Raw genomic sequence first — 26,313 nt, 5'->3', positions numbered from 1 at the left:
ACCGTTATTACTCCAAAATATCAACTGACGAAGGGTTTTCGCTTTGGCAAAAAAGGGTGCAGGAGCAGGAAATTCTGCGCCACCAGTCCAACCTGGTGATCAGCAATACAGCGAACTCGATTCCCCGCTCCCCTTGAACCAAATCCATCATTGAGGCAACGTCCTCGGTGCTTGGCATTACCGAAAACCGAGGGTGGGAGTGCCACTCTCCCAAATAGTTGAATCGATTATATTGATGGCCCGTCTCGCGGAAGAAGGCGCTTAGAGCTTCGGTATGGGCCTCTGAACTGCGGACAAAATGAGCCCGCCCGCCAGTCTGACTATCAATCGACAAGTCGACGACCCGAAAATGCCCAGGCGCGATTTGCTCTCCCATGAGCACACCACCAATTTCTCGGCTACCAGCGGCTCTGAGCGCCCTACGCAACTTGTCTTTGACGTTATCCGCGATCTCAACCTGCATCGCTTGCTCCGGGTAGCAGATCGGCTAGCAATTGCTTGAAAGCCTCGGAATCACCTGTCTGCGCTTCTGTGTCCCACCCATCGCATGCCCCGAGGTCGATTGGTCTCACGTCGAAGGGAGCGCTGAATACCCACCTCTCTGCCATTCCGATGAGGTAGGCGGAAGAAGGGAAAATCGTCGAGTCGGGGCGGGCAAGAAGGTCAATGGCGAAGCGAGACAAATGTGCTGCAATAACGGAAACATCTGCGTCATCAGCTATCAACGGTACACCTGCACCGTCAATCTCCGAGTAAGGCTGTGATGCGCCATCATCAGGCCACGCGACACCCTGCTCCGCATACCAGGCCTCGATCCGCTGTCGGGCTGCGAGAGGAGTCGGATCTATCCCGGGCCGTAGACGAACGACAATTCCACCAGCGCCGCCACCGAATACTTGTGCCCAGCACATATGTTTCTTCGCCCTACGTGCAATGGACGCGCATAGATTGAAGACCGCCGGATCGGCGGTGGCATCTATGATCAAATCACAGTCCGCGATGAGCCCCATCGTCGCAGAAGTTGCTCCGCCACTCTCCTGCCCTCCCAAGACTGTAGTGCGACTGAGAACTTCGCAATCAGTGCTGACTTCCTGAAGCCGGGCTGTCAGAGCCTGCGACTTATGCATTCCAACTGCCCGCCAGTCGAGTTCGTTTCGGACTAGGTTGCCTGAGGCAAGCACGTCTCCATCTACGAGTACAAACCGGCCGACACCCGATCGAGCAAGTTGCACAGCGACTTTAGATCCGACGGAACCACAGCCGACCACTGCGACTTTCGCTGCTTTGAGCCGAGCGTACTCAGGATCGAGGCGCTCGCCATCAAGTTCAGCAAAGACCAGGTCATAGTTGATAAGCTTCCGGGATCCGGCCTCACCGAAGACCATCGGGACCAAGATACTCGCGCCATTAAAGATGATGACCCCTATAGTGCTAGAAGCTAGCAATAGCTCGGGGACCAAAGATTCGAAGCCGTGACGCTCAAGGAGCGCAACCAGATCATCAAGCGTTCGACACTCGGCTGACGCGCCTTCAGGCAAACGGACCACCTTGCCCGCTAACGAGCTAGCTCCGTAACCGCGCCTATTCGGTTCGACCCATATAGACGCGTCTGAAGGACCAATGCGCGCAAGCTGGGCCGCACAAAAACCGGCGAAATAGTGCTCCTGCATTTCAGCGTCTACCACGCGCCCCACTTCGACCATCAACAAACCGGCCAATACGTTCCGCGAGTAGAGGAAGCGAAACACTGCGCTTCTCGCTCGCTGAGCCGGAAGGGTTCGGTGCTCTGATAGTGCAGGTTCACCGGTTTCCTGTTCCGATGACAGCAAGCGATAAGCACTTTCAATAAGCATGGCGCCTGTGACTTCTGGCGTCCAATTGTCGGGACGGTACTGCAAACAAAGCTCACCAGATACACCGTATTGATGGCCCGACAAGAGAACGCCATCCCGAGGAACAACCGAAGGAGTTGTATCCGGAAAAAACTCGGGGTAGGTAAGTGTCAGCGGAATAATCCGCTCACCGACTTGCAGATCGAAGTCAGCAGCGATCTGTAAGTTGGTCGCAAACCTCCATGTTATGGTCACGAGCCATGGGTTCTGATCTGCCAAGTCCGAGACGGCGGCACGCTCGGACTGCGCACGACCAGGCTGCTCCGCCCACCAAATCAAGCAAACCCCCTAGGCGAAGTTGGCTCCCGTGGAGTGTTTGGGAAAACCGGAGTACTAGCGGCGGCTGCACCGACAGCGGCCGCGGCCGTAGCGGGATGTAGCATGGTTCCTGGAGGTGGCCCGAGACGTACGGCAGCTCTGTCCGCCACTGCGCCCATGCGAGGCTGGATGCTTTCGATCAAGCGACGCCTCTCGACCTGGCCCGCAAGAGTTTCGAAGTCCTGCCGGGCCTGCTGCAACCACTCAAAGAATGCAGCTTCTCGTTCAGGATGCTCAGGCCACTTATCTGCAAAATTTTCGAGGGGGTCGGAAGGATTACGAATGATGCAATGGTGCCCATCATGCTCGACGAACTGGTCCATTCGCGAAAGGATTGAGTAGAGAGCATCGGCGATTTTTTCTTCGCCGTTGTAAGCATGAGCGGAAAGCGTGGTGATGATGATCGAAATGGGTCGCTCGTCATACCGCCCTTCAAACATACCGTCACGGTGGCGCTTCAATATCATGATGGCAGACTGAAGAGGCGTCCGAACTTTGTAGTCCGGAATATCCTCTACGCTAGCTTTGATGGATTCCGCCAGCGCCCGCCTCCGCCGTTCGAAAAGGTCGCCCATTCGCTGTCTGAACCACTCGAAATACCCTTTTGGGTTCGAACGCTGCCAATCATCCGAGAGCACCCTATATGCAGGCGACTTGATGTCTGTGATAACCATTGCGGTCTCAGACCATTTCAAGTCCAACCCACGAGCCTCAAGCAACTTGCGCTGGCGGGCGGCGTTCGGGATAGAGGGGACTATATCCATATGGAACTGAGCACCATCCGCATAGTCCAGGACCCAGCATCGGCGCCCTTCGCGAACGGGCTTAATCATGTTCTGAGCGTTGCGGTAAGCTTTTATCTCGTCGCCAACCAACTTTTTCAGTTGGCTCTGAGTAAGGTCCTTCGTTCCGAGGGTTCTAAGCAAACAGACTGAGTCGACGTCGTATTCCTCCTCATCGTTCAAAGGGCGAATCGCCGTTCCCAGTCGAAAGGATCCTTGCACGTAAACCTGCGGATCGTACTGAACGACAGTGGACTCCGGACGGTGGAGCCAGTCACCAAGTGACGCATAGCTACGGCGCGCCTGCTCGTATCGTGATTCACTAATTGCAAGCTCGTCCGCAAGTGCGGCGAGATAATCTTCGGCGGTTTTTGTTGGCAACTATCAATCCTCTCTGGTTTGGTCTGTGTTCTAAAATTAAATTTCAGCGATTAGAAGCGCGCAGTTGCATAGTTGTCCAGCTTAACGAAAGCCAAGTTCTTGGTTGAGTGATCCCCAAAATGCTGAGGCACCAACGCTAGTAACTTTGACCGTCTCGCGACGGAGGCTCACTTTTACGTAGTCCGTCGGTGCCCCTGTCGCCTGAAAATTTCAAGTATCTACCTCGCTTTTACGCATAATCGTACGTGCGGATTCGGGGATTTCTGTCCGGAGCGGCTCCGTGGAGGTGAAGGGAATCGAATTAATCATATAAGCCGGTGCCTGTAGTGCTTTAAAGGCTTTAGGCATACATACAGGCATACACCGTGCCCACTACCGGGGTTTTTTTGATCGTTTTTTGATCGTCTTATTTACGCTGATGGCCGTTGCCCGAACTCATCTGAAGGACCTATTGGCCGATCCCGTTCTACATACCCGGATTTCAGGGCATGAAGAAACAGTAGGGCATGACCAGATGCGGGCGGATGCCGGTCGGTTGCTCCCTTTGAAACGGCGGTACCTTCGTGAATTCCCCGATTTCAAATCGGAGTAATACGCTGAAGCTGAATCGATGCGCCCACTGGCTTGACAGCGCTAGGCTAGATCGAGATTTTCCGCTTCTTCGATCCAGTCCCTGTACTGCATGCGAGACATGTGCAATACAAATTCATCGGTTAACTCTGGGTTGAGCAGTCGTGTCAGAGCCCACATGGACATCGATGCCTCCACCCAGCTCAGCAAGGCTTGTCTGGTAAAGGGGCACGGTAGCCAATCGTTCAGAGCGTTTGCGGTATTAACGATTAGCACCTGATCTATTGCAGGGACTGAAAGTGGCGTTTCCTTTTCGCCAGGGTAAGGGGCGCGCACTTCATAGCAGGAATGGTTCCGACGCGACCGAACGATCCCCGCTGCTAAGCACCACACGGATGCGAGGAGCATCATTCCCAACAGAGCAATTACCCATTTCATGAGATCGGACCTTTGACAGCATCAAGCCGCGCGGCGTGATTCTAGTGGGCCTCCATGCTTTGGTTTGACATATCCGTAGTTCATTGGCATGCGGTGGTTTCCCGATTTCAAATCGGAGAACCTCGGACGACACGAGTCATTCACCATTACGCCTTGCGTGATTCGGATTCACTTTCATTGCGCGCGTCATCAAGCGCGCCGGCTGTCACCAGGTCCGCGATGGCTGCGCGAATAAAGAACAGATTATTGTCCAGTGTCTCAAGTGTCCGACGAACGTTGCCGGATACGGAGCTGGGACTCAGTCGTTCAACATGGCCACTCAGTTCCTTCATTGCGCCGCTCAATGCCAGTTGGTTTTGGTTCAGTCGGTCGAGTAGTCCCGCGATCAACATCAGATTGCTCATGACTGGACTCCCTGATGTTCGGGAAAGGTGGCATGGAAGGAAAGTAGGTCGCGCCCTGTCGTCAGCTTGGGGCACTCAGTTGTAAGCCGGGGGACTGAGATGGCTAACGACAGCGCACCAACTGCAGAGCATTCCTGCATGCTGGCCGGGGCTTCCCTATGCAGGAGGTTAGGGCATTCCGAGGGGCTGTCCAGCGTCGGCGAATGTTTATTTTTGACTGCCAGCTGATTGCTCGAAGTGCCCGGTAGATGGGCGTCTCAGGTGCGGAACACATCATGCAGTTGGAACGTCTCAGGTGCGGAACAGTCCCCATAATCGGCCTGGAATTATGGCGATATTGGTAGACCTACCTGTCGTCGCTCTGACAAGCCTCTGAGCCTCACGGAGCTATCCTCTGTCATTGGCTGGACGCTGACCGTCTGCCTTGCCTGTGTTGTGAGGAGGTGGAGTGGATAAGTTCCTTGAGGAACATCCGGTATTGGCGCTATGTATCGTACTGCTGTTCTTTATCGCCGCCAGCTCGGTGGGCATGCTGGTATAGCTCAGGCAGCGCTTAACCGCTGGAAACCTCAGTGGAAACCTCGGTTGTGGAAACTGGGGCGGTGCGCACTTTCCTTGCGTACCAGGTTGCGTACCAGCGTTTTGCGTACCAAGGCGGCGGTCGATGTTCGGTGGTGCGCCCCTCAGGCAGTGATGGCCGAACCTTGGTAAACAGCCATCTGGTAACCGGTGCGCACCAGCAGGAAACACTTCTCTGTAGGAGCGAACCCGAGTCGACTGGGGTGCGCAAACCGTGGCAACCACGCTGGCAACCTCGGCATGGCAACTAGACCAAGTGAACGGCCCTTTTATTGTGTACCACGCTGTTTTATTCGGTTTTGTTTACCGCGTCCGTGTGGCGCGCACCGCAACCTCAAACACAAGTTTCCCGTACCCTTCATGGGGTTAGCGACACTTAACGCTTTTCCCGTCCATTGCTCCAGTTCGACGGAAATGGCTGGCGGCGCGACGGCAGTGCTGTTTTCTGTGCTTCGGCTTGCTCGGCGCGGCGGTTGGCCTCGGCTCGAACTAGATAGCTTCCATGCGCCGTAACAGGTTTTCAGGGATGGGCACTAACTGTGCGGGCCTATTCACCTGGTCAACTGTAGCGGCCTCGGATTTTGTGGATACCAGCGTGGATACCGGCTTGATGGATACCTGGCCAACGGGGTGCGCACCTTCTTGGATGCCACTGCGCACCTGGTGCGCGGCACTGCGTCTGTTTGAAACGGAAGCAGTCCATGCCGCTGATGAAGTCGGATTTCACATCCGACGTGGCCACCGGGGTTTCCCGATTTCAAATCGAAGAACCAGCGGCATGCGATCCGTCAGGGTCGCTCACTACTTATCGCTTGAACCCCGGCAACCCCTGGCTCGCTCTCCATGTCTTTACAGTCCGTGCAACGCCTTCGGCTGAATTGTCCTCGCCCGGCTCCGGATAGAAAATCAGATCCGTACCATCAGGGTGGCCTGCTAGTTCCCTGAATTGGGCCAGAAGTGCCCCAAGTTCATCATCCGATCCGCTCTTGTTGGCAGCGCGGATCTTATGAATGAAGCTGATGAAGTTCGCTTCGGTGTAATCGGTAATGTTGGCCATGGTCTGCTCACGGTTTTCTATGTTGGTTGATATGGTTCTTCGGGGTGTTCACCCGCAGATTGTCTACGTCATAAACCGCGCCACCGTCTTTGATGAGTTCCACGTGATGAATCTCGAATACGCCCCGTGTCCCTACTGCCTCTTTGTCACGAACAGCAGGGGCATTGCCTGACCTCAAACGGTCTTGAGCATCCTGGTTGAACTGATCTAACAAAGCCGGATCATCCCGCACTGCATTCCAAAAAGCTTTCCGAAACGCGTCGAAACTGGAGAACTCACGCGCCCGAAGCGCGTCCGCAATGCGTGTCGGTATCGGCGCCCCTAACCCAGATCCCGCGCCAGCAAGCCAGATGCCAGTCACGTCCTCGCCGATACCTGTCACGGTGCCGGGGCCGTAGCGTGGGCCAGCCTTCGAAAACACCAGGTACAGCGACCTTAGGCCGGTGTCTGCCGGGAACACCAGAATGAAGTCGTCGGTCTCGATGTCATCGCCAGCCGGGTAGCCGTCTATCTGCGAGTCAGTGTTCTCGGCGATGGGGTGGACGTAGATTTCAGCCCGACGGGTGTCACTGTGCTCGGGGTGAACCATGTCCGGCAGGTCCAAGCCCCGCTTCGGCGTCCAGAGGATAGTCGCGCCGTTCATGTCGGCTTCGATGGCGGTGTTGTCAGCGTTCCACTTGGCCTGCACGGTGCGAACGGTATCGTCACCCTCTGGCCCAGTGTGGATGCCGTACACCTGTAGCACGCCCTCGGCATCGCGGCGGAACTGGAAGCGCACGCGAGTGGGCACTTGAGTCATCTTGCGTAGCTGGTCGTCGGTGTAGAGCGTGCCGTCCCCCATCTGGGTCGGAAGCATGCCCATGACGAACATGCCAACCGGGTTCCCGCGTAGTGCCCAGGTGAATCGCTGTTGCAGGATGCCGCCACCGGCCATCCTGCCCAGCATCGTATCGAAGCCCCGAGCGATGGCGCCCGCATGCGTCGACGAGGGGACGGCCATAACGCCCGCCAACATGACCTTCCCAAAGTCCGAGGCGGGGGCGGGGTCACGTCCTTCGCTCGTGCTGCCCCTTTTTTCGGGTATGCAGCACTTGGCAAAGACTTGGTCGTCCCGCTGTTTGTCCTGTGGCCAGGGATCTTTGGGCGGGATGTAGACGGACTCCAGCTCTGGTGCTGCTCTGGCCATGAAGCCACCACTTGAGCTGGCGAAGCTTTTCTTTATCACCAGCAAGTCCCCCTTGCGGACGGCCTCGACGATATCGCTGTCACTGGTGATGCGGGAGTGGTGGCCAAATTTATCGAGACCCTCGATGTTGTGGCGACCGCGCATCAGCGCGTCTGTCACCAGCCGTACGGCCGTGTCGGAGCTCTCGGTCTGTTCTAGGCCTCTGTCGGCATTCCTTATCAAGCGCATGGCATTCCCTTTGGTTAAGTCCTTGGAGCATTTTGGAGAGCATGGCGCGCGCCGGGCGATAAATAGTTTTGCCGCATTTGTCCACGCCGCTCGGTTCAATCAGGTCTTAGGCGCTCAGTGTGGTGCGGAGACGGAGCCGTATCACTATCGTCACCAGCGGAATGGCGAGTTGGCGCCGCCCAATTGCGCTGGTGATAATGGTTCGGGAGAACACGACGATGTGAATCGAAAGCCATGAAGAACAAGGGGTACAGCCGAATATGTACGGGGATAGTGAGACGGTAGCAGGCAGATGCCAGGCGACGGGAATGGAGCACGCCGCCGTCGCGCCGCGGCTTTCGAGTCGGTCGAGAAAAGCGCGTGGCGATGCGGTGGCACGAGAGCGCCAACGCGTTGAAAACCAGCAACTGATGACACTACTGGGCAGCAGGCTGCGGCGAGCTCGTACGCTGTCAGGGCATTTGGCAAGTACCGTCGCGGCGGTGCTCAATCATCGCGGTGTCACCCAAATCAGCTTGTACGAGAACGGTTGCCGGTTCCCCAGCTTCACCAATCTGCGGTTGATGGCTCGGTTCTATGGCGTTACCACCGATTACCTATTGGGCGGGCACGACAATGTTCTGGCGCAACCGGCAGAGGGCAATCAGGCGGTAGTGCGCGGCATCGTGAGCGCGTCCCTCACTCAGGACTTCGAGCATTTCGTCCAGGTGCTGGCCGCACGCAACGCCCTGCAGATTGAAGGACTGAGCCTCGATCGCGTCTTGTTGCACGAGCTGGGCGCCCATACCGTCGAGCTGGCCAGCGCCCTCGATGAGGTCAAGCGCCACGCCGTGGACTTCGATGGCATGCGCGGTGGCGCGACGCTGGAACGCGTGATTCGAGCGCTGCACACCCAATTGCAGAGGTTCATTCCAGCGCCAGTATCGGCAGACGGTCGGCTCGCGCCTGAAACCCTCGCTCCGGCGCCTGACGTCCTCGCGCAGCGGGTGCGCTCGTTACTGGAAGGGTAACGCCGACGGAAACCGATTGAGCGGCCTTCACCTGAGCTGGGCCATGGCGTAAGAAGTTGTCCATGCGCCCACGGTGAATAGCGACAACATTGCGCTTTTCCAATGTCATGACCGGCCTATCGCCCGCGGCGGTCTGAGGGGGGAGGCGGTGGTTGAACTGATGGCGAGGGGGCGGGGTAGGCTCTGGCCTACAAGGGGGAAGAGGTGGCGTGCAACGGATTGCGGCACAACGACCTGACGACCGCCCAAAAGAAAAGGCAATGCTCGATTCCTGTGAAGTGTCCCCTGATCACAAATCAGGGCTTCCACAAGAACCAAGCATTGCCTCAGAGAGCGGAAGTTCCCCGGATCACAAATCCGGGCGTCCGCACATGAGCCGATGTTCCCCGGATCACAAATCCGGGCATGGGCTCACGCACATGTGCAAACGTTTCCCTGATCACTATTCAGGGCAATTTGCACATAAGCAAACGTTCCCCGAATCACAAATCCGGGCATCTGCTCGGCGCCAGTGTAAGGCAGGATAACGGGCGCTGTCATGTGGGAAGGCATGGACGGCCTGGTACTGAGCGCGTTGTTGGCGCCCACAAACGACAAAGCCGCATCAGCGCGAGGCGGGTGCGGCTTTGATTCGACGTGAGTTGTTCCGAGGTCCAGGGTGCCTAGTGAGCCAACAACAAGCCCGGATCGACTTCCTCACCCTTGCTCACTATGGCGCCCAGTGTAAGTCAGGGCATGCCGCTTCGTCCCGAAAAATATGGGCGGTTAAGTCGGTACACGCAAAAGTTAATCAACGTCGATTTTTTCATCGTGATTAACACCCCCGCAACGGTGCCTTTTTTCGCCCAAGCCTTTGATTTTGCTAGGCGTGAAGCCGGGCACAACGACCGGAAGCTGCTAATTAAAGTTAATGTCAAAAGCGGGGGGTATTAACCATTGCGCTGTAAATGGCGTTTCCACACGCGGGTGTACGGTCCCATTGCTGGCGCAGATCGGAGCGGGCCCCGGGTGTGTACCGCGGTGAGCACTCCATGATTTGGGCTCGGGCTAACACCGTTTTCATGACGCGGGGTGGCGGTACCGGGCAGGGCTTGGGGCGAATCTGTATTCCGTTGCACCAGGCGGCCGGTCCCTAGCTCGGCGCTGTTCCGCGGTCATGCGCGAGAGTAGGCCCTAGCGATGGCACAAAGGTCTCTCCACGCGGAAAAAGTCGTGTTAAGTGGGGACGTCGCAATTGTTAACCAACGTCGATTTTTACATCGCAATTAACACATGGCATCTGTGCCTGTTTTTCGCTGAACACCCCGGTTTTGCTGGTTCTGGTCAGTCGGTTGGCAGGTGCTTGGCTGTTAAGATTGGTTATGTCGTTTTTTCAGCACAATTAACAATCGAGCTGTTGAGGCCTCTCCCGTAATGGCGGGGCGCTGGCGAACAATCGCCAACGCCGTGTCAATGCCGCACATCGGCGTGCAACCAGGTGAGTACTCCATAAATGGTGTCGGTGGTTCTGCTCCCACGACGGAGAGGCCGGGCGGTCGTTGCTGCGGCACTGGCTGGCGAGTACCCGATATCGAGGGCGCGGATGTCGAGGCTTCTCGAGGGGCTCAGTGTTCACAGGCCTCGTCTCGATCCGCCTGGCGGATGAGAACGCCAAAAAAAGAGAGATCGAGGGCGGTGCGCCATTGCTAAGGTGCTTCGATTTTTTCAGCGCCATTAACACACGACATCCGTGCCTGTTTTTTCGCTGAAGCCCCCGTTTTTGCTGGCCTGAGAGCGTCGGAACTCTGATTCAAGGTTGGTAAGATTTGCTAAGGGTGAAATGGGTGGTAAGCAAGATCCGCGGCACGGCATGGCGGGCGCTCCATTGGCGTAAGGTCGTACCGCTGGCGCAGATCATCCCCCACCGCACAGTGGCGAGCCGTTGGCGCGGGTTTGGTTCGTTCTGATATAGCGCCATGACGGCTTTACACCTGGTGTAAAGACGGCGTTTCAAATCGGCTCTTAACACCGGCAGAAGGGCGTCGAATTGTATGCAGCACGTAGTCCGGCGCCAGCATTGCAATACCGACCTGTGGGCGCGTGACAGCCGCGACACCCGAAGATATGAGCGTGATAACGGTCACGGGCCTGACGCCATGTCGGCGAAGCGGTGGCTGCGGACAGGTGGCGTTGTAGTCCGTCACTGGGAGCGCTGGTGGACTCGAACATTGAATCGCATGTCCGGCGCAAAACCGCTGGCGCTGGTGGTACCTCCCATCGATCTGAACGAATCAGTCGCGCCGCTTGAAGGATGCCGCCGCGCTCGTCCAGGTCGTCGGGTGTGACGCGCTCGGACTCCAGCAGCCAAGCGGGATCGCATCCCAACACGTCGGCCAAACACTGTAACCAACGGGCTATGTCGAGCACCGTAGCGTTGGACGGCGAAAAAGGCGTAATAACGTCCATTTTTTGCACCAACGGCGCACTTTGGCGCAGAAATTCGCTCAAGGCGGGCAAATCTAGACGATGTGTCATAAAACACCACTTTTATGCACTTTAAGTGCACATGAAAACAGGGTGATCCCTAGCAGGGCTGGGGCTTTCGTTCGTTTTTCCGTCCAAAAACGCAGTTCTGCACCTGTAGTTTGTGGAGGAGACAGCGGAGACAGAGGAGACAGCCAGTAAATACGCGGGCTGTAGCTGTCACCGCTGTTTAAAGATGGAGGAGACAGAGGAGACAAAAAACGGTCTGAGTAACTTTTATCAATACTGTTTTGTCTCCTCCTGTCTCCGCTCTGTCTCCTCCGTGTCTCCTCCTCTCAATTGCCTCTAGTCCCACAAAACCGGGGCTTTGCGGCGCTGTCTCCGCTGTCTCCGCCGTTTTGGGACCTTCCGCCTGCGTTTTCACGGCTATTCCTCCGTGGCCGCTAACAAGGCCGCTGGATTGATAACGTAAACCCGGGGGCGGCCTTCGCCTTGGATGCGTACTTGCTTCGTCAGGTGCTTGGGGTCGCGTTCTTCGATAGCGCCAGCATTGTCGAGGCAGGACAGGACGCGCTTGAGGTCGAAGCCTTGGGCCGCGTCGATCAGCGCCTGTGTCGTGAACAGGTACAGGCGCCCGTCACCATGCGGGCGCCACCAACCGGCGCGCTCATGCACTGAGGTGGTGTCGCTCCCATCAGCATTGGCAAATCGGGAGGCATGGCGGTCAATGAAGCCCAGCACCGCGCGCAGGATCTTGGCGTCTTCCGATTGTCCACGCCCACGGAAGGCGCTCCACTCGGCGTACAGCTCCAGCATGGCGTCACGAGCAGATCCGGGCGGCCATGGCAACAACCCGGACTGGATCGCCATTTCTCCGGCCAAGGCGGCCACGGCGAAGCGTGCGGCGGCCCGCGCTTCTTGTCCGTTACCTACCGGGAACGCCTGGCGCATGATGGTGTAGGCGGCCTCCAGTTCGGCTGCGACCTGTTCAACGGTGGCGTCATCGAGCGGTGCACCGTTCGGGCCTTGCACACGCGCTACCAACTGCGCGACAAAGGCCGGGCCGAGATGGCCATAGTGCTTGGCGGTGGCGCGTTTGAGGGTATCGGCGAATGCGCGGCCTGCGCCTTTGCGGCTTTCCTCAATGGCGGGGTTGTGGTCCAGTGCCAGGCCATGCAGTTCGTCGAAGGCGCCATATTTGCGGTACGCGGGCACGTCGAGCAGGCGCAGCTCCTGACCGGCCTTGCTGCGAACACCAGCGCTCTCCATGTGTTTGCCCATGGTCAGCTCGCCACTGGAGAGCACCACCACTCGCCATTTCTGCACCTGGCGCGGAAGGCCGGAAACCTTGCCGCGCTGGCGCCCGGTGCCATTACCCAAGGCGTAGATGATGCCGCCGACATCCTGCGCCTTGGCCTCGCCGATTTCGTCCAGCGCCAGCATGGTGTCATTGCGCAGGGTGGCAACGCCTTCCAGTCCGGTGCTGGTGGCGTTCCAGGTGCGCAGGAAGTCACGCGGCTTGCCCCATCCACTGGACGCCACCAGTAGCGCAATGCTCTTACCGCTGGAACTGTCGCCAATGATGTGAAAGCCACCCCCATCGGAGTCGAGCAGGGCGAGTAACGGTCCGGCCAGCGCGCCGCAGATCCCGAGCATAAGGATTGGGTTACCGACGCACCTGGCGCCGACTTCTGTTTGCCAACCTTCGAGCGTGCCCGCCTTGGCGTATTCATGGCCGCCCGCCTCGGTGGATTGAAACACCACGTCACCGCCACCGATCACCTCGCGCGGCATGACAAACAACGCCGGACCATGCCAGCCCGTGCGGGTCGCGGCCATGGCGTGACGGTTGGGGTTGCTGGTCATCAGGTAATCCATCAGGCCTTGGCGTTGCTTGTGTGGAATGGTCGCGCCCAGATTGAGCAGCACCGCGCGCAGTTCGGAGCCGTCCCCGGCAAGCATTTCCATGGGTGCTGCCCACTGGCGCCAGGCACCGCCCTTGGGTTGCAGCCGGATCAAACGTCCGAAGTTCTCCCCGCGTTCGTCGCAGGTGATGGCCAGCACCTCCAGCGGCGAACAAATCAGGGTATCGGTCTCGGCGTCGTCGCGAATGCCGTGGAAGTAGAGACCCGCCGCCAAGATGTGGCCTTGGCTGGTCTGCACCCATTCCGCGTGGGTGGCGTAGCTGGGTCGGGCAGGCGTGACGACGGGGTATTTCTTCCGTTTGGAAACTGGGGCGGTTAGCCGTTTCGCGGGCTTGCGTTCGACCTTGGCGGAGCGCTTACCGCTGGATTTGCTTGTGCCATCGTGGGCCAAGCCTGTCGTCTGCGCGTTCTCGGGCGTGTGGGTGAAGTCGGTCATGGTCGGCCTCCTTGCGCTTGAGTCTGAGCAACGTCGGCGAGCATGATCGCCATCAGCGGGGCGAGGGCCTGTTTCAGATGGCGTCGGGCGCGCTCCTTGTCGGTGGCGGCATCCAGTTCCTGCAAGGTGCCTTCAATGCCGCTGATCACTTCAAGCAAGGCAACGGGTATCTGGTCAGGGTTAATCCCAAACAGCGCACCTAGCAGGTCGGCGCTTTCGGTGCGGCGCGGCGGTGCCGTGCATGGGTCAGTCATGTGGTGTCTCCTGGCTGGCGAGCCAGCAATGCAGGTCGTTGAAGTCAGTCAAGTGGTCGGGCGCATCGTCGGGCCAGGTGGGCGCCGCGACCATGCAACCGGCGGCCACAGCGGCGGTATTGGCGGCGTACCAGCCCGGATTACCCTCGGTCAGGCGGTCGTCATCACTGGCCACCAGCAGATCAAGGGCATGGCCGAAGCGTTCGCGCAGCGCCAGCGCCACCGGTTTGAGGTTCCCGGCATTCATTGCACAGGCAACCCCGTGCACGTCGTCGTAGTGCTCGAGCAACGTCGCACCCGTGGCCCAGCCTTCGCAGACGTACAGCGTCTGGTTCGGATCGATGCGCCCCAGCAGGTGGAACGCCCCCTGTACCTGGCCACCGTAGAGAAAGCGTTTGTCGCCGTCGGCGCCGATCCGTTGCAAGTTGACCAGGACACCCGCGGCGTTGCGCAGAGGGACCAGCAGCTCACCGGATCGCTGGCGCAGACCGTGAGGCTGGGCGCACTTGGCGATGAGATACGGGTGTAGCGGATTGGCGGGCAAAGCGGAGGCCCACAACCGTTGTGCCTGTGCGGCGGTGGCCTGCTGGCGCTTGAGTCGTTCGGCTTCACGCTGGCGCCGGGCCTGCTCGACACGCTGACGGACTTGCATCACTTCCAGATGGTCAACCGGTTCGCGACTGCACCAGGTGTGGGTACCGCCCGCCTTCCAACTGCCGAACGCGCCCGAGGCGATACCGTCCAGGTACAGCACGTACCAACCGTTCTCACTGGCGGGCCTGTCGCCCGGGACGTGGAAACGATGAATCACCCCATCCGGTACTGGCAACCAATCCAGCAGGCCGAAGGTGTCCTGCAGGACTTCACGAAATGCAGTTTCGGCGTTCATGGCAGCACCAGCATGGCCAGGGCGATGATCAGCACCAGCGACAGCAGCAGATCCGCCGCGGTTGGCCCCGGGCCTGAGGGTGGCAGTGGTGTCGGAGAGTGCACGGCGTCAGTCATGGCGAACACCTCCGGCAAAAGCCCGGCAGATCTTGCCGTTATTCACTGCGTGCCAGCGGGTGATGTCGTCTACGGAATCGACCAGCGCGGACGTGACCATGGCGCCAGCACTGCGCATGACGATGCGCCCACACTCGGCGTCAGCCTGAGTCAGGAACGGCCCCAGCAACGCCTTGGGCGCCTTTGAATGGGTGACGTAAAACAGTTCGGCGGGTTTCTTCGGGCAAGCCTTCGGCGTACCCGCTGTTTTGCAGGTTGTTGAGTTCATGGCGGTTATTCCGTTACGAGGCTGGTGGGCGCATCCGGGGTCGGTGACTTGTTGGCCTGCGACGGCTCAAGTCGGGCGATCAGCGCCCCAATGTCCTCGATGATTTCGGAGAGCCAGGACGCACGCCCAAAGCACTGCTCCAGCTCGTAGTAGTCGCTCAACTCGGCGTGGGTGTCCATCAGCAGGCACAAGCTGCCATTGTCGATGGCGGGCGCTGTCGGCACGCAATGATCCGCGTCACCTGCATCCGGTGTCGCGATGGCGTTGAGCGTGGTGTTCATTGCTCACCTCCAGCAGCAGTGTCGAGTTGGCGTTTGATATGCGACGACTGGTTGTCCAGGTAACTGGCGCATTCGCTACTGATCACACCGCCGAGGGCGGCCAGATCGATCGATCCCCGTCCCTGATTGTGCTCGCCATCCAATTGAATGGCTTTCATCAGGGCGGTCAGCCATTTGAGCTGGATTTGCCCGTACGACAAAAGCTCAAGAGCGTCGTCGGCAATGTCGGTGATGCTGGCGGACGTATTCATTGCGCGTCCTCCCGGGCCGACGTGGCGTTAGCCTGGGCTTCCAGTTCCAGTTCCAGAGCTTTTGCCATGTGCTGGTTGTAACGGGTTTGGCGTACGGCGGTGCTGGAGTCGGAGTAGAGCGCGGATAGGGCCATGGCACGGAATGCAGCGGCGTGGCGCTTGAGGGGATTGAGACAGAGGGTATGACGTTTTGTCATGAGTACAGCTCCTTGATTTGGGGAACTGCCACGGTCCTTCTCAGGGGATTGGGTGGCAGCTGTGCGCGGGCTGAGAAACCGGGAATCAAGGAACCCGGCGCACCCGAAGGTGCCCCACGCACAGCCGCCATAAAACGATATTGCGGGCGTAAAAAAAGCGCCTGCAATGGTGTCTTGGGCGCTGCTGTTGCGCCTTGATTTACTCAGGTTCTCAGGCCCGGTCGCCATGTGGGCGACGGGCGGACTGTACCGAGATGAATGGCGCAAGGCAAGACTGCGGTGTGTTGTTGAGGGCTGGCGGGCGGAGTTCATGCGTCACCCCCAGTGGCGTCAAGTTGGTCCTGCAGGGTGTCGATTTGGAAATCGAGGCTGCTGATCATGTTCTCGCCGAGCACCATGCCCATGGACGTCAGAGCGTCGAGGTTGATGGCCTGGCCTTGAAGAGCATCGGCACGAATGGCGCTCATCAGCGCATGCAGCCGGGAAACCTGAGCGAGGGTGGCACGCATGGCGCTGAGGGCTTCGACAGCGGTTTGGCTGGCGGTCTTGATGGCGATGTTCATGCAGCACCTCGGGCATTCAGGCTGGCGGCAAGGGTGGCGCGATCGTCGGCGTTCAGCGCCCCAAAGGTGTTGGCCATCTGTACCAGGCCAAGAAGGCGAGCGCGTTGCTCAGGCTTGCGGTTGACGCGGTAGGCGATCAGCTCGGCGCCGATGATGGCGAGTGCCTGGCTGTTGCTGGACGGATTGAGGGCGGGGGAATGCTCGTGCATTTGTGAAGCTCCTTCTTTTTTCGAGGAGCTACCGACATCACTTGGCGATGAAAGGCGGTAGCGCTGTACGGGCCGCCAAGACCAGGTAAGAAGAAACCTGGCAGAGCCGAAGCTCTCCCGCACAGCACCACCATAAAACGACATTGCGGACACAAAAAAAGCGTCTGCAATGCTGTGGACGCTGTGGCGTCTTCTTAATCCCAGGCTTGGCGTCCCGGTCGCAGGATTGACTGCGACGGGCAAACCATACCGGCTGTCGGAACGCTTGGCAAGGGTCGGGAGGTTTGGGGCATTGCAAACGGCAAGTGGCGGCACTACTATGTGTATCCCAAACCGTACAGAGTCATCATGAAGATCATCTCCACCACCGATGTGTTTGATAGCTGGTTTGATGGACTGCGAGATAAGCAGGCCGCTCGCCGCATTCAGGCCCGGATTGATCGGGTCGAAGACGGCAATTTCGGTGATTGCGAGCCTGTAGGCGAGGGAGTTTCCGAGTTGCGTATTCACTACGGCCCCGGATACCGCGTGTACTTCATACAGCGCGGCTACGAGCTGGTAATTCTGTTGGCGGGTGGTGACAAGTCCACTCAATCGAAAGACATCAAGGGCGCGCTCGATCTTGCGCGCCAGCTCTGAGGAGGCAACATGGCCATCAAATTGCGTAAGTGGGACAGTGCCGAGCACCTTAAGACCGACGAGGACATGCTCCAGTATTTCGAGGCGTGTATTGAGGAAGCCGGGGATGATGCCGCATTCATCGCCAAGGCCTTGGGCAACATTGCTCGCGCCAAAGGGGTGAGCCAGCTGGCGCGGGATACCGGGCTTGGTCGTGAGAGCCTTTACAAAGCGCTTTCCGGCGAAGGTAATCCCAGCTTCGCAACCATCCTCAAGGTGACGCATGCGCTGGGCATGACCTTTCACGCCGGAATGAAGCCGGCTGAGGCTGAGGCGGTTGCCGCTCATGCCAGATAAAAAAATGGCGGGCGAATGGGTCGAAGTCTGGCTTGATGCCGAAGTTGTCGAGGCATTCAGGGCTGCTGGCCCAAACTGGAAAGAGCTTATCAATGCGGCGTTGGCCGACTGGCTCAAGACACACTCGTTGGATGAATTGAAGCTATGACCGAAAAGCTCACCAGTTGGAACGTCACCGACCATATTCAGACCGCCGAGGCGCAGGTGTTGTACCTCGACGCCTGCCTTGAGGATTGCGGGGAGGACTCGGCGGCCATGCTCCAGGTGCTGCGCGATATTGCTTCCGCTCAGGGTGTGGACGACTTGGCCACGCTCGCCGGGATTGATCCCGATTGCCTTTCCGACGGTTGCGAGCTGACTCTTGAGACCTTTATCAAGGCCGCCCATGTGATGGGATTTCAGATCGGGGCGAGCCGTCTCTAAGTGCCACGCTGGCGCATTGTGTAAGTCAGAAGCGCGGGAACGATGATGAGTCGTTGGCCCGCGCTTTGTACTTGTGGTGACTCTAGATTCGGCCAACGGAGCGCGCCCAATCACGCTCGGGATAATCTGACGCACGCAAGGGACACCGCGCGTCTGAATGGATCCATTTAATTGGATGATGTCGGGCATATGATCTAGATTTTCGGTATGCGCTTCCTCACCAGTACCTGCACGGGAAGCGTCTCGGGCAAGGCGGATGGAGACCGGCGCATCCCCGAGGAAGTCGATATGAATCAAGCATTGTCCGTCCAGCCAGCTGTCGTCGGCCACCCCGTCACTTCTGAGCAACTGGCCATCCATCTGCAAAGTTGCATGCGAGAAAATGACCCCGGTCTTTTGGCTGGTGCCTTGGGGCGTATTGCTCGCGACAGGGGTGTCACTCAGCTTTCGCGTGACACCGGCATCAGGCGCACAACGCTTTACAGGATCTTGACTCTGGAATCCGATCCGAGTTTTTCGGACATTCTCAAAGTTGCTCGCGCGTTGGGCTTCAGATTGAGTTTTGGAGCTCTGAGCCAGCAAGCGAGTGGCGCTCATGAGCCTGAATGAGCCGACACCTGGTGCGGACCAGAACAGGCCAAACGTCGAACGGGCGCAACTCGACAACAATGCGCCATCAGAGCCCGAATGGTTTGACTCGATGGATGCTCGCGTCTTGCTCAACGGCATGACTCGAAAGGTACGCACGGGACCGGCAGCCAAGCCGCTTGAGCGTACATAGGAACTGGTGACCTGCTTCCCCTTCAAGGGTGAACCAGTAGCGCGGGGGCGGCCATGAGCTGTTACCCCGCGTTTTTTATTGGTGGCTGTCATTGGTAGCGTCCTCCAGTCCGAGGGTCAGTTGCAGTTGCTCTTTCCAGTAGGCGAGGTCGCGTACCAGGCTGCGTTTGTCCCAACGGAAGCGGGCAAGGCTGCTGCCATCGTTGCTCGCTTTCTTCGTTCGGGTCTGAAGCCTTTGACTGGCGAGTCCATACCCTCGGCGAATCGTCGGATCACTGTTCAGAAGGCCATCAATGCGCATGTCGCACCAGACGGCAAAGTCGTCAGAAAGCCAACGAGCGAATGAAACCGCTAGCTTGGGATGGAGCCACGTGCCTTGCTCTCTGCCGCCGCGCTCAGTGTGAACAAGACCGAAGTGGGATTTCCCCACTTCGCTTTCCAAGCAGAGTGCACGAGCCAACGCCGACATGTAGCGCTGGCTGGTTGGTAGGCGTAACCACTCGGCTGGGCGCTTGTTGAAGCGAAAGGCTGCTTGGGTCGCATTGATCCACCCGTCGCCGTTGAAGGTCACGGCCCGGCCTTGATAGTTGAAGGGAATAACACCGATCGCAGCATTATGGTTGCCGGTGGTGCTATCGCCCTGTGAGTGGCTGGCTTCTCCATGTATTGGGGAGTTGGCCCTTTTCATTTCAGGCCACCTCGCCGCGACTTTCTGCAATGCGCGCCTCGCACCAGCCGAGCACTTCGGCCTCGATCCAAACAGCGGACTTCGGCCCGAGCATTACTTGCTTCGGGAAGTCTCCGGTTGCCATGCGGCGGTAAATCTGAGTGATGCTGATCCCGGTCATGTCCTTGACCTCGGGTATTTTTATAAAACGGATAGCTGGCTTTTCGCCTGGTGCGGGAAGGGATTGTTGGGTGGTGCTGGAATGAGTGTTTGCCATCGTCTGCGCTCGCTTGGGCGGTTTGGGTAACTGACGATGGCAACTCTAGGGAGTGATTTGTTGGTGCGCAGCCCAGCTAGCGCGTTAGGTATCTCAAATTATTTAGCCAAATGTTCCTTTATCCATTTGACGATGGAGCTTCGGCACTTTACGCCAGGGAAGGCGTCAAGCATTTCGTCAACAAATTTAGCGTGCTGACCCTTTCCCAAGGGAAAGCTCGCGTCGATTTCTATGCGTTTTTGTAATTCGTTAATGACGTGCATCCGGTCGGGGTGCCATCTACGAGGACGTGGTTTTGATGCTGCGTTGTGAGCTTGTTCCGACTGTTTAGTTTCGTAGGCGTGCTTGCGAATCGCGTGAGCGCTGGCAATGAGTAACGCCGGTAAATTTGGGCATTGACGAGCGATCGCGTCTGGGTCTGTTGTTTGGGCAAGCATTGCTAGCGGGAGAATCTGTTCTATGGCACGTTCTTCCAGCTTTGCGAATAGGGCCATAACAATATGGGCTGGGAAGGGGCCAGCATCCGAAAGGGTGGCGCTATGCCGTTCGTATCGTGCTCTGAGGAAGGAATAATCGGAGCCGCTTTCTGACCACATAAGCGCGATGAAGTCTTCGGTGAGCATGTCGACGGCGCGCATTTGATCTACGACGCGCTGTTGCTTGGTTTTGATGTTCTTCTTAATTTCCATCGTCGGCGCACCTTCTTCGGAGGGGGCAAAAGTTATTTAAGTCATTCGGAATTGATGCTTAGGACTGGGCCTGTCGTTTGATGCTCACAACGTTGGCGCCAGCGCACTGGGCATCAATTGAATCCGCCCACGCTTGCATCATTTCCCGACGCTGCTCGACGTAGGCGGCATGGTTATAGGTGCCGCGGATTTCGTCGGTGTCACCGTGGGCCAGCTGGCGCTCAATCCAATCTTTGTTGTAACCCCGTCCGTTGAGCTCAGTGCTGAGCAGGTGGCGGAAGCCGTGGCCGGTCTGGCGCCCCTCGTACCCCATCATGCGAAGCGCCTTGTTGACTGTGTTCTCGCTCATTGGTCGTGCGGGGTTGGCGCCAGCGAATACAAGGGCATAGCGTCCGGTAACGTCTTGAAGCTGGCGCAGGATGGCAACTGCTTGTCGTGGAAGCGGTACAACATGAGGGCGCCTAGCTTTCATGCGATCTTTCGGTATTGTCCAGGTGGCGGCATCGAGGTCGAACTCGGCCCACGGGGCGGCGCGCAGTTCACCTGGTCGGACGGCGGTCAAGGCTAACAAGCGAATGGCATGGCGGGTGAGAGTATGAATTCTTGCAACGTCGCACTTGGCCAGCAGATCGGGAAGTTCTGAGAAGGCGACGTGAGGGTGGTGGCGGGGTGCTTTCGTGGGAGCGGCTACCACGTTCAAGTCAGTCGCTGGGTTCGCTTCCACCGCGCCCTTAGCCAGCCCGTAGCGGAATATCTGATGCAGCCATTGGCGGATCTTTCCGGCGGCATTCAGGGTGCCCCTGGCTTCCACCTTGCGCACCAGCTCTACCAGTTCGGGGCGAGTAATCGACTTGAGAGGTCGCGCGCCAATACTGGGGATGATGTCGTTATCCAAGTACAACTTGGCCTTGTACGTGGTGGCTTCTGCCCAGCGTGGTGCGTTATATGCGAACCACTCCCGGGCCAGCTTCTCAAAAGTCAGGCCCTCGACCTTCTGCGCTTGCCTTGCGGCCTTTTTTGCTTCGCTGGGATCTAGGCCGTCGGCTAGCTGCTGGCGTGACTCGTCGCGACGTTGTCGGGCCTGTAACAGCGTGATCGACGGATAGGCGCCGATGGACAGTTTTTTTTCTTTGCCTGCAACACGGTACTTGAGGCGCCACAACTTGGAGCCGTTCGGCGTTACCTCCAAATACAACCCTTGTGCGTCGCTCAGCTTGTAGGCCTTGTCTCTAGGCTTGGCTGTTTTGATGGCGCTATCAGTCAGCGGCATGAAGGGCGCCCTCCAGTGCAATCGTTGCACAAGGGATGAGGGAGAGCGTTGTCTGCTGCGGTTTTGCGTCCATTCTGGGGGCCTTTTTCTCGACCGAACTGAGAGGCCACCAATTAAGCCCCCAATTTTGTGGGCTTGCAAGGTTCTGGTCGGGAAGTTTGGGCAATAAAAAACCCGCTCAGGGGCGGGTTTCTTATGGGTTTCAGGTGGTTTCGACACCACCTGAAAAAGATAGGTGGTGCCCAGAGACGGAATCGAACCGCCGACACGGGGATTTTCAATCCCCTGCTCTACCGACTGAGCTATCTGGGCAACGGGGCGCATTAAACTGGTTTTTCAGGGGGTCGTCAAGAAAGTTTTCAAAAAAAATTTAATTATTACCGTCGCTTACGATCCGACCCCCGAGAAATCGGGATTATTCAGCCGGCGGCACGTAGCCGTCAGCCTTGGCGTATTCCTCGCCAGAGAAGTACTTGTCCATCTCGCCCTGAAGATATTTGCGGTCTTCGGCGTTCATCATGTTCAGGCGTTTTTCGTTGATGAGCAGGGTCTGGTGCTTTTGCCAGTCAGCCCAGGCCTTGGCCGAGACGTGGTCAAAAATGTCCTGGCCTTTTGCGCCAGGGAAGGGCGCGCGTTCCAGGGCGGGCAATGTTTCTTTGTACTTGCGGCACATGATGGTGCGGGTCATGACGACTCTCCTGCGTTCAATACGGCGGCCGCGCGTTCGAGCAAGGTTTTGACCGGGGCGGCAAGGCCCAGGCGCGGCGGGGTAGCGAGGTTATACCAGAGCCAGTCGGCCTCGGCCACGTGATGGCCGGCCTCCTGGACCTGAACCAGCCAGGGTTCGATGGACAATTGGAAATGGCTGAAGGTGTGCACCAGGCTGGGCAGCGCCTGTTGCGTGCCCAGTTCCAGCGAGTGCTGCGCGGCCAGGTGTGGCAGGTCGTCGAGGTCATCGAGCTCCGGCAAACTCCAGAGACCGCCCCACAGGCCCGTGGAAGGCCGCCGGTAAAGCAGAATCGCACCTTCACCGTTGGCGAGCATCGGCATCAGCGTGCGCTTCTGTGGCACGGTTTTGCGCGGTTTGGGGATGGGGTAGCGGGTTTCCAGGCCCAGCAGGTGCGCTTCGCAGCCCTTTTTCAGCGGGCAGAGCAGGCAACTCGGCTTGCTGCGCGTACACAGCGTAGCGCCCAGATCCATCATCGCCTGGGTGTAGGCGTTGACCCGATCATGCGGCGTAAAGCGCTCAGCGTTCGCCCAGAGCTGTTTGGCGACCTTCGGCTCCCCCGGATAACCCTCCTGCGCGGTAAAGCGTGCCAGGACGCGTTTGACGTTGCCATCGAGGATCGGCGCCCGCAGGCCCATGCTCAGGCTGGCGATGGCGCCCGCCGTCGACAGGCCAATGCCCGGCAGCTCAACCAGCTTTTCAACATCACGGGGAAACTCGCCACCGTATTCAGCGACGACAATCTTCGCGGTCTTCTGCAGATTGCGCGCTCGGGTGTAATAACCCAGGCCGGTCCACAGGTGCAGCACTTCGTCTTCCGGCGCGGCGGCCAGGGCTTCGACCGTCGGCAACGAAGCCATGAAGCGATCAAAGTAATTCAGCACGGTGCTGACCTGGGTTTGCTGCAACATGATTTCCGAGACCCACACCCGATACGGGGTAATGCCTTGTTGCCAAGGCAAATCGTGGCGGCCGTGGCGGTCGTACCAATCCAGCACCGCCGATGAAAACTGCTCGGCTCTCATCGCTTGAACAGCCCCTTCAATGCGTTTTTCAGTTCAGGACTGACCTTGTCGCCCAGTTTCTCGTCGATTTTTTCGCTGATCTTGTCGCCCGCCATTTTGCTCGCGACCTGACCCATGCGTTCGTTATCCAGACGGCAGGCCTTGGCGCCGAGTTCCAGCGGGCCTCGGCAACGCAGGGGCCACTCGACACCGACAAACTTGTCGCCGACCTGGCAGGCCGGGTCCGGCATGGCACTGGTATCACCTTCAACGATGATGCCCACGCGGTAATCCATCCCCAGCACGCGCAGGTCAACGTCGCCGTCGCCATTCACGGTCATGCCCGGAATGCGCACTTTCAGGTCCGGGTTGCTGGCCACGCCGTTACGGAAGGTCAGGTTGCCCTTGAGTTCCTGAAACGGTGTGTCCTTGCCCCGTGGCTCGCCGCTCAGGGTTTTTCGGTTCAGGGTGGCAATGCCTTTGCACAGCTGTTGCTCAAGGTTGGCATTGAGCAGCACACCGTTGTTGATAACGAAACTGGCAGTGCCGTTGAGGCTGTCGATCAGCGCTTTCTGGCTGTTGCCGCTGGCGGTCAGCGCACTGTTGAGTGTCACGAGGCCTTTGACCGGTGGATTCTTGCCTTGGCTTTCGAGGATTTTTTCCACCGGCACTTTGTTGATCAGCGTCTGCATGTTCAGCGCAGGCACCTGCTGGCGCACGTCGAGAGTGCCCTTGGCTTCAAAGTTGCCCTCGTACAGATCGCCGCGCAGGTTCTCCAGGGTCAGCAGACCGCCCTGGCCGGTGGCCTTGAGCGCCGCGTTGTTGATCGGCAACTTGTCGAGAGTCAACTGGCCAAATGTCAGGTCGGCGTCCACGTCAAGTTTGCTCAAACGCTCGACCGGCAGCAGGCGTTCGGTGCTCCACGCTGTCTTGGTCGGCGACTCTGGCAGCGGCGTGCTGCCCGCGCCGGCCATGGCGTCGGCCTCGGTGCTGGCGACTTCGGCCTGACGCACTTGCGTCGCGCTGTTGGCTTCGGCGGATTTGGGTGGCAGATAACGATCGACGTTGAACGTGTCAGCCTTGAGGGCCGCACGCAGCGACTGCTTGGCAAAGTCTTCGACAGCGATGCGGCCACTGAAGGTGCTGTCATCGATTTTCAGGTTGATGTTGTCGAATGACACGCTGGTTGGCGTGCCGGCCACACGGCTGACCAGTTCGACTTTGCTCAGGCTGCCTTCGGCCATTGCTGGCAGTGTCTGGCCGATACTGTCGACGAACTTCGCCAGGTCGAACTGGGCAATCGAAATGCCGCCGCTGACCTGTGGCGTCTTGTCGAGGTCGTTGACCTTTATTTCACCCAATGCACGCAGTTGGTTGGCGGAAATCTTGATGCCGGTCCATTCGGCGACGTTCGCTGCTTTATCCAGCAGTAATTGCCCTTGAGCCGCGAAGGTCATGGTCTTGCCCTGCAGTGGATCACCTGCCACTTCGCCAGTCAGTTTCATGTCTTCAAATTTGTAACGCTGTAAGGCGCGTTCAAAGCGCAACTGGCCATTCAGCTCGGTACGCACCCGTAGAACCGGTTGGTTGGTGCCCAGGAACGCGGTGAGTTTGACGGGGATATTGGTCGAGTCATGGACCGGACCGGTGCTGAGCTGGATGCTTTCGGCGCTGAACTGCTTGCCCGTCTGCTCGTCGTTGTACTCAACGCGGGCGTTATTGACGGTCAGGCTGTCGATGTCCAGGCGAGCGGGCTGGGGCGGTTTCTCCACTTGAACGGTGGTTTCTGGTGCGGGTTCGCCAGGCGTCGCCGGCGTGGCTGGAGTGGCTGGCGCCGGGACCTTGCCAACGTCCTGCCAGTTGCCATGGCCGTCCTTGTCGCGGGTCAGGCGCAGGTTCAGGCCTTCCACGCGGACATCGCTCATTTGCACTTCGCGGCGCAGCAGCGGCAACACCCGCACCGACAGGCCAAGCATCTGCAAGTCGGCAAACGGCTCCGTCGGCTTGACCAAGGTCGCGACACTGGCGTCGTGCAACTCCAGCCCCAGCCACGGGAACAGGCTCCAGCCGATGTCGCCATTGAGCGTCAGCTCGATGTGGGCCTTGTCGCGGGCAATCTGGCGAATCTCGTTTTTATAGTCGTTGGGATCGAAGAGGTGGGTCAGGGCGAAGCCCAGCGCCACAATGATCAGCAACAGCCCGAGAAGTACCAGACCCAGGATTTTGCCGAACGCTTTCATGGGCGAGTCCTTGTAGTTAGTCAAATTCGAAATTTAGCCGGGGAGTATAGCGCTCCGTAGCGGACGACCGGTCAGGCGATCACGCTGGCAACACATCCAGCGGCAGTTTCAGTTTGGCCGCCAGCGCCTGAGCTTCAAGATGCCCGGAGGGCGCCAGCAGGCGCAGGGTGGCGCCGGATTCAGAGGCCATTTTCCGGGCTTCGTTCACCAGCCGCTCGGCGACGCCACGGCGGCGGGTAATTTTTCGTACGCAAAGTTGGGACAAGTGCCAAACGTCCTGGTGCCGTTGCAAACGGGCTGCGCCCAGCAGCCGATCATTGAAGCGTCCGGCGATCAGCGAACCGTCCCGCAAACAGCTTTCTATCAGCTGCACATCCCCGGAAAACGGGGCGTACAGCCAGTCCGGGGCGTCTCGGTAGATTTTCTGCAGATCTTGCTGATCCTGATAAGTGGCCTCGTTCAGCGGTTCGACAATGATCGGCATAGCGTCTCCTTGAGAGGTACGAGAACAGATGACTTGCAAAAGGTGATATCAGTTTGGTTTTTCTGTCACGTGCAAATGGT

30 protein-coding genes and 1 tRNA gene are annotated in these 26,313 nt (G+C 58.5%); 7 read left to right on the top strand and 24 right to left on the bottom strand.

Annotated features, from left to right (window positions below; genetic code table 11):
• Positions 1–7: 7 nt before the first annotated feature.
• From NL116_RS30575 to NL116_RS30550, 6 genes are all read right to left on the bottom strand, one after another.
• Entirely contained in the window at positions 8–463 is a 456-nt protein-coding gene (locus NL116_RS30575) for a Mov34/MPN/PAD-1 family protein (protein WP_494375292.1), read from the bottom strand.
• The gene (locus NL116_RS30570) at positions 453–2,171 is read right to left on the bottom strand and encodes a ThiF family adenylyltransferase (RefSeq protein WP_494375291.1); all 1,719 of its coding nucleotides are present in this window, start codon (positions 2,169–2,171) and stop codon (positions 453–455) included. The genes NL116_RS30575 and NL116_RS30570 overlap by 11 nt, the downstream gene beginning before the upstream one ends.
• Positions 2,168–3,373, bottom strand: a complete 1,206-nt coding sequence (locus NL116_RS30565; protein WP_494375290.1) for a nucleotidyltransferase domain-containing protein — start codon at positions 3,371–3,373, stop codon at positions 2,168–2,170. Before NL116_RS30565 ends, NL116_RS30570 begins: the two co-directional genes overlap by 4 nt.
• Positions 3,374–4,527: 1,154 nt before the next feature.
• A complete protein-coding gene (locus NL116_RS30560) occupies positions 4,528–4,785 on the bottom strand; it encodes a hypothetical protein (protein ID WP_494375289.1) in 258 nt (85 codons plus the stop codon).
• Between the two features lie 1,384 nt (positions 4,786–6,169).
• A complete protein-coding gene (locus tag NL116_RS30555) occupies positions 6,170–6,421 on the bottom strand; it encodes a bacteriocin immunity protein (protein ID WP_494375288.1) in 252 nt (83 codons plus the stop codon).
• A gap of 7 nt (positions 6,422–6,428) precedes the next feature.
• Complete coding sequence (locus NL116_RS30550) at positions 6,429–7,835, bottom strand: S-type pyocin domain-containing protein (RefSeq protein ID WP_494375287.1); 1,407 nt, start codon at positions 7,833–7,835, stop codon at positions 6,429–6,431.
• Positions 7,836–8,143: 308 nt separating this feature from the next.
• Here NL116_RS30550 and NL116_RS30545 point away from each other — a divergent pair, with 308 nt between their 5' ends.
• Entirely contained in the window at positions 8,144–8,845 is a 702-nt protein-coding gene (locus NL116_RS30545; protein WP_494375286.1) for a helix-turn-helix domain-containing protein, read from the top strand.
• Positions 8,846–10,875: 2,030 nt separating this feature from the next.
• Positions 10,876–11,169, top strand: coding sequence for a hypothetical protein (locus tag NL116_RS30540; protein ID WP_494375285.1), 294 nt, complete (start codon positions 10,876–10,878; stop codon positions 11,167–11,169).
• A 565-nt stretch (positions 11,170–11,734) separates the two neighbouring features.
• Here NL116_RS30540 and NL116_RS30535 read toward each other — a convergent pair.
• From NL116_RS30535 to NL116_RS30495, 9 genes are all read right to left on the bottom strand, one after another.
• Entirely contained in the window at positions 11,735–13,669 is a 1,935-nt protein-coding gene (locus tag NL116_RS30535) for a DUF927 domain-containing protein (protein ID WP_494375284.1), read from the bottom strand.
• Positions 13,666–13,923 (bottom strand): hypothetical protein, encoded by a 258-nt coding sequence (locus NL116_RS30530; RefSeq protein WP_494375283.1) that lies wholly within the window; start codon positions 13,921–13,923, stop codon positions 13,666–13,668. The genes NL116_RS30535 and NL116_RS30530 overlap by 4 nt, the downstream gene beginning before the upstream one ends.
• Entirely contained in the window at positions 13,916–14,812 is an 897-nt protein-coding gene (locus NL116_RS30525) for a toprim domain-containing protein (protein ID WP_494375282.1), read from the bottom strand. Before NL116_RS30525 ends, NL116_RS30530 begins: the two co-directional genes overlap by 8 nt.
• A gap of 108 nt (positions 14,813–14,920) precedes the next feature.
• The gene (locus tag NL116_RS30520; RefSeq protein WP_494375281.1) at positions 14,921–15,196 is read right to left on the bottom strand and encodes a hypothetical protein; all 276 of its coding nucleotides are present in this window, start codon (positions 15,194–15,196) and stop codon (positions 14,921–14,923) included.
• A gap of 5 nt (positions 15,197–15,201) precedes the next feature.
• Positions 15,202–15,477, bottom strand: coding sequence for a hypothetical protein (locus NL116_RS30515; protein ID WP_494375280.1), 276 nt, complete (start codon positions 15,475–15,477; stop codon positions 15,202–15,204).
• Positions 15,474–15,728: a hypothetical protein gene (locus tag NL116_RS30510; RefSeq protein ID WP_494375279.1), complete on the bottom strand. Its 255-nt coding sequence runs from the start codon at positions 15,726–15,728 to the stop codon at positions 15,474–15,476. The genes NL116_RS30515 and NL116_RS30510 overlap by 4 nt, the downstream gene beginning before the upstream one ends.
• Positions 15,725–15,925: a hypothetical protein gene (locus NL116_RS30505; protein ID WP_494375278.1), complete on the bottom strand. Its 201-nt coding sequence runs from the start codon at positions 15,923–15,925 to the stop codon at positions 15,725–15,727. Before NL116_RS30505 ends, NL116_RS30510 begins: the two co-directional genes overlap by 4 nt.
• A gap of 308 nt (positions 15,926–16,233) precedes the next feature.
• Positions 16,234–16,488 (bottom strand): hypothetical protein, encoded by a 255-nt coding sequence (locus NL116_RS30500; RefSeq protein WP_494375277.1) that lies wholly within the window; start codon positions 16,486–16,488, stop codon positions 16,234–16,236.
• Positions 16,485–16,697 carry a hypothetical protein gene (locus NL116_RS30495; RefSeq protein ID WP_494375276.1) on the bottom strand — a complete coding sequence of 71 codons (213 nt, stop codon included), beginning with the start codon at positions 16,695–16,697 and terminating at the stop codon, positions 16,485–16,487. The genes NL116_RS30500 and NL116_RS30495 overlap by 4 nt, the downstream gene beginning before the upstream one ends.
• Before the next feature lie 348 nt (positions 16,698–17,045).
• Here NL116_RS30495 and NL116_RS30490 point away from each other — a divergent pair, with 348 nt between their 5' ends.
• The 5 genes from NL116_RS30490 to NL116_RS30470 all read left to right on the top strand — a co-directional run bounded on the left by NL116_RS30490 (position 17,046) and on the right by NL116_RS30470 (position 18,704).
• Positions 17,046–17,336 carry a type II toxin-antitoxin system RelE/ParE family toxin gene (locus tag NL116_RS30490; RefSeq protein ID WP_494375275.1) on the top strand — a complete coding sequence of 97 codons (291 nt, stop codon included), beginning with the start codon at positions 17,046–17,048 and terminating at the stop codon, positions 17,334–17,336.
• A 9-nt stretch (positions 17,337–17,345) separates the two neighbouring features.
• Positions 17,346–17,672 (top strand): addiction module antidote protein, encoded by a 327-nt coding sequence (locus NL116_RS30485; RefSeq protein WP_494375274.1) that lies wholly within the window; start codon positions 17,346–17,348, stop codon positions 17,670–17,672.
• Positions 17,662–17,820: a BrnA antitoxin family protein gene (locus tag NL116_RS30480; RefSeq protein ID WP_494375273.1), complete on the top strand. Its 159-nt coding sequence runs from the start codon at positions 17,662–17,664 to the stop codon at positions 17,818–17,820. Before NL116_RS30485 ends, NL116_RS30480 begins: the two co-directional genes overlap by 11 nt.
• Positions 17,817–18,095 carry a helix-turn-helix domain-containing transcriptional regulator gene (locus NL116_RS30475; protein WP_494375272.1) on the top strand — a complete coding sequence of 93 codons (279 nt, stop codon included), beginning with the start codon at positions 17,817–17,819 and terminating at the stop codon, positions 18,093–18,095. Before NL116_RS30480 ends, NL116_RS30475 begins: the two co-directional genes overlap by 4 nt.
• A 207-nt stretch (positions 18,096–18,302) precedes the next feature.
• Positions 18,303–18,704, top strand: a complete 402-nt coding sequence (locus tag NL116_RS30470; protein WP_494375271.1) for an addiction module antidote protein — start codon at positions 18,303–18,305, stop codon at positions 18,702–18,704.
• Positions 18,705–18,951: 247 nt separating this feature from the next.
• On the opposite strand, the gene NL116_RS30465 is transcribed toward NL116_RS30470, so the two are convergent.
• The 9 genes from NL116_RS30465 to NL116_RS30425 all read right to left on the bottom strand — a co-directional run bounded on the left by NL116_RS30465 (position 18,952) and on the right by NL116_RS30425 (position 26,233).
• Positions 18,952–19,563 (bottom strand): KilA-N domain-containing protein, encoded by a 612-nt coding sequence (locus NL116_RS30465; RefSeq protein ID WP_494375270.1) that lies wholly within the window; start codon positions 19,561–19,563, stop codon positions 18,952–18,954.
• Position 19,564: 1 nt separating this feature from the next.
• Positions 19,565–19,819 (bottom strand): helix-turn-helix transcriptional regulator, encoded by a 255-nt coding sequence (locus tag NL116_RS30460; RefSeq protein WP_494375269.1) that lies wholly within the window; start codon positions 19,817–19,819, stop codon positions 19,565–19,567.
• A gap of 98 nt (positions 19,820–19,917) precedes the next feature.
• Complete coding sequence (locus tag NL116_RS30455; RefSeq protein WP_494375268.1) at positions 19,918–20,508, bottom strand: hypothetical protein; 591 nt, start codon at positions 20,506–20,508, stop codon at positions 19,918–19,920.
• Between the two features lie 58 nt (positions 20,509–20,566).
• Positions 20,567–21,778 (bottom strand): tyrosine-type recombinase/integrase, encoded by a 1,212-nt coding sequence (locus tag NL116_RS30450; protein ID WP_494375267.1) that lies wholly within the window; start codon positions 21,776–21,778, stop codon positions 20,567–20,569.
• A 236-nt stretch (positions 21,779–22,014) separates the two neighbouring features.
• Positions 22,015–22,090: transfer RNA gene (locus NL116_RS30445), tRNA-Phe, on the bottom strand.
• A gap of 103 nt (positions 22,091–22,193) precedes the next feature.
• Positions 22,194–22,466, bottom strand: coding sequence for an oxidative damage protection protein (locus NL116_RS30440; RefSeq protein ID WP_494375266.1), 273 nt, complete (start codon positions 22,464–22,466; stop codon positions 22,194–22,196).
• Positions 22,463–23,530 (bottom strand): A/G-specific adenine glycosylase, encoded by a 1,068-nt coding sequence (mutY, locus tag NL116_RS30435; protein ID WP_494375265.1) that lies wholly within the window; start codon positions 23,528–23,530, stop codon positions 22,463–22,465. The genes NL116_RS30440 and mutY overlap by 4 nt, the downstream gene beginning before the upstream one ends.
• Positions 23,527–25,749: an AsmA family protein gene (locus tag NL116_RS30430; protein ID WP_494375264.1), complete on the bottom strand. Its 2,223-nt coding sequence runs from the start codon at positions 25,747–25,749 to the stop codon at positions 23,527–23,529. The genes mutY and NL116_RS30430 overlap by 4 nt, the downstream gene beginning before the upstream one ends.
• Positions 25,750–25,828: 79 nt before the next feature.
• A complete protein-coding gene (locus NL116_RS30425; protein WP_494375263.1) occupies positions 25,829–26,233 on the bottom strand; it encodes an acetyl-CoA sensor PanZ family protein in 405 nt (134 codons plus the stop codon).
• Positions 26,234–26,313: the final 80 nt, after the last annotated feature.

The organism is Pseudomonas sp. FBCC-B1667, from assembly GCF_059133255.1.
Note: the sequence above shows the minus strand (reverse complement) of the source record. Positions and strands in the feature narration are given on the sequence as shown.

Excerpts from the sequence above, each read along its gene's own strand:
- NL116_RS30575 (WP_494375292.1), bottom strand. The coding sequence starts at position 463 with ATGCAGGTTGAGATCGCGGATAACGTCAAAGACAAGTTGCGTAGGGCG.
- NL116_RS30560 (WP_494375289.1), bottom strand. The coding sequence starts at position 4,785 with ATGAGCAATCTGATGTTGATCGCGGGACTACTCGACCGACTGAACCAA.
- NL116_RS30555 (WP_494375288.1), bottom strand. The coding sequence starts at position 6,421 with ATGGCCAACATTACCGATTACACCGAAGCGAACTTCATCAGCTTCATT.
- NL116_RS30550 (WP_494375287.1), bottom strand. The coding sequence starts at position 7,835 with ATGCGCTTGATAAGGAATGCCGACAGAGGCCTAGAACAGACCGAGAGC.
- NL116_RS30545 (WP_494375286.1), top strand. The coding sequence starts at position 8,144 with ATGGAGCACGCCGCCGTCGCGCCGCGGCTTTCGAGTCGGTCGAGAAAA.
- NL116_RS30540 (WP_494375285.1), top strand. The coding sequence starts at position 10,876 with ATGCAGCACGTAGTCCGGCGCCAGCATTGCAATACCGACCTGTGGGCG.
- NL116_RS30535 (WP_494375284.1), bottom strand. The coding sequence starts at position 13,669 with ATGACCGACTTCACCCACACGCCCGAGAACGCGCAGACGACAGGCTTG.
- NL116_RS30530 (WP_494375283.1), bottom strand. The coding sequence starts at position 13,923 with ATGACTGACCCATGCACGGCACCGCCGCGCCGCACCGAAAGCGCCGAC.
- NL116_RS30525 (WP_494375282.1), bottom strand. The coding sequence starts at position 14,812 with ATGAACGCCGAAACTGCATTTCGTGAAGTCCTGCAGGACACCTTCGGC.
- NL116_RS30520 (WP_494375281.1), bottom strand. The coding sequence starts at position 15,196 with ATGAACTCAACAACCTGCAAAACAGCGGGTACGCCGAAGGCTTGCCCG.
- NL116_RS30515 (WP_494375280.1), bottom strand. The coding sequence starts at position 15,477 with ATGAACACCACGCTCAACGCCATCGCGACACCGGATGCAGGTGACGCG.
- NL116_RS30510 (WP_494375279.1), bottom strand. The coding sequence starts at position 15,728 with ATGAATACGTCCGCCAGCATCACCGACATTGCCGACGACGCTCTTGAG.
- NL116_RS30505 (WP_494375278.1), bottom strand. The coding sequence starts at position 15,925 with ATGACAAAACGTCATACCCTCTGTCTCAATCCCCTCAAGCGCCACGCC.
- NL116_RS30500 (WP_494375277.1), bottom strand. The coding sequence starts at position 16,488 with ATGAACATCGCCATCAAGACCGCCAGCCAAACCGCTGTCGAAGCCCTC.
- NL116_RS30495 (WP_494375276.1), bottom strand. The coding sequence starts at position 16,697 with ATGCACGAGCATTCCCCCGCCCTCAATCCGTCCAGCAACAGCCAGGCA.
- NL116_RS30490 (WP_494375275.1), top strand. The coding sequence starts at position 17,046 with ATGAAGATCATCTCCACCACCGATGTGTTTGATAGCTGGTTTGATGGA.
- NL116_RS30485 (WP_494375274.1), top strand. The coding sequence starts at position 17,346 with ATGGCCATCAAATTGCGTAAGTGGGACAGTGCCGAGCACCTTAAGACC.
- NL116_RS30480 (WP_494375273.1), top strand. The coding sequence starts at position 17,662 with ATGCCAGATAAAAAAATGGCGGGCGAATGGGTCGAAGTCTGGCTTGAT.
- NL116_RS30475 (WP_494375272.1), top strand. The coding sequence starts at position 17,817 with ATGACCGAAAAGCTCACCAGTTGGAACGTCACCGACCATATTCAGACC.
- NL116_RS30470 (WP_494375271.1), top strand. The coding sequence starts at position 18,303 with ATGCGCTTCCTCACCAGTACCTGCACGGGAAGCGTCTCGGGCAAGGCG.
- NL116_RS30465 (WP_494375270.1), bottom strand. The coding sequence starts at position 19,563 with ATGAAAAGGGCCAACTCCCCAATACATGGAGAAGCCAGCCACTCACAG.
- NL116_RS30460 (WP_494375269.1), bottom strand. The coding sequence starts at position 19,819 with ATGGCAAACACTCATTCCAGCACCACCCAACAATCCCTTCCCGCACCA.
- NL116_RS30455 (WP_494375268.1), bottom strand. The coding sequence starts at position 20,508 with ATGGAAATTAAGAAGAACATCAAAACCAAGCAACAGCGCGTCGTAGAT.
- NL116_RS30450 (WP_494375267.1), bottom strand. The coding sequence starts at position 21,778 with ATGCCGCTGACTGATAGCGCCATCAAAACAGCCAAGCCTAGAGACAAG.
- NL116_RS30440 (WP_494375266.1), bottom strand. The coding sequence starts at position 22,466 with ATGACCCGCACCATCATGTGCCGCAAGTACAAAGAAACATTGCCCGCC.
- mutY (WP_494375265.1), bottom strand. The coding sequence starts at position 23,530 with ATGAGAGCCGAGCAGTTTTCATCGGCGGTGCTGGATTGGTACGACCGC.
- NL116_RS30430 (WP_494375264.1), bottom strand. The coding sequence starts at position 25,749 with ATGAAAGCGTTCGGCAAAATCCTGGGTCTGGTACTTCTCGGGCTGTTG.
- NL116_RS30425 (WP_494375263.1), bottom strand. The coding sequence starts at position 26,233 with ATGCCGATCATTGTCGAACCGCTGAACGAGGCCACTTATCAGGATCAG.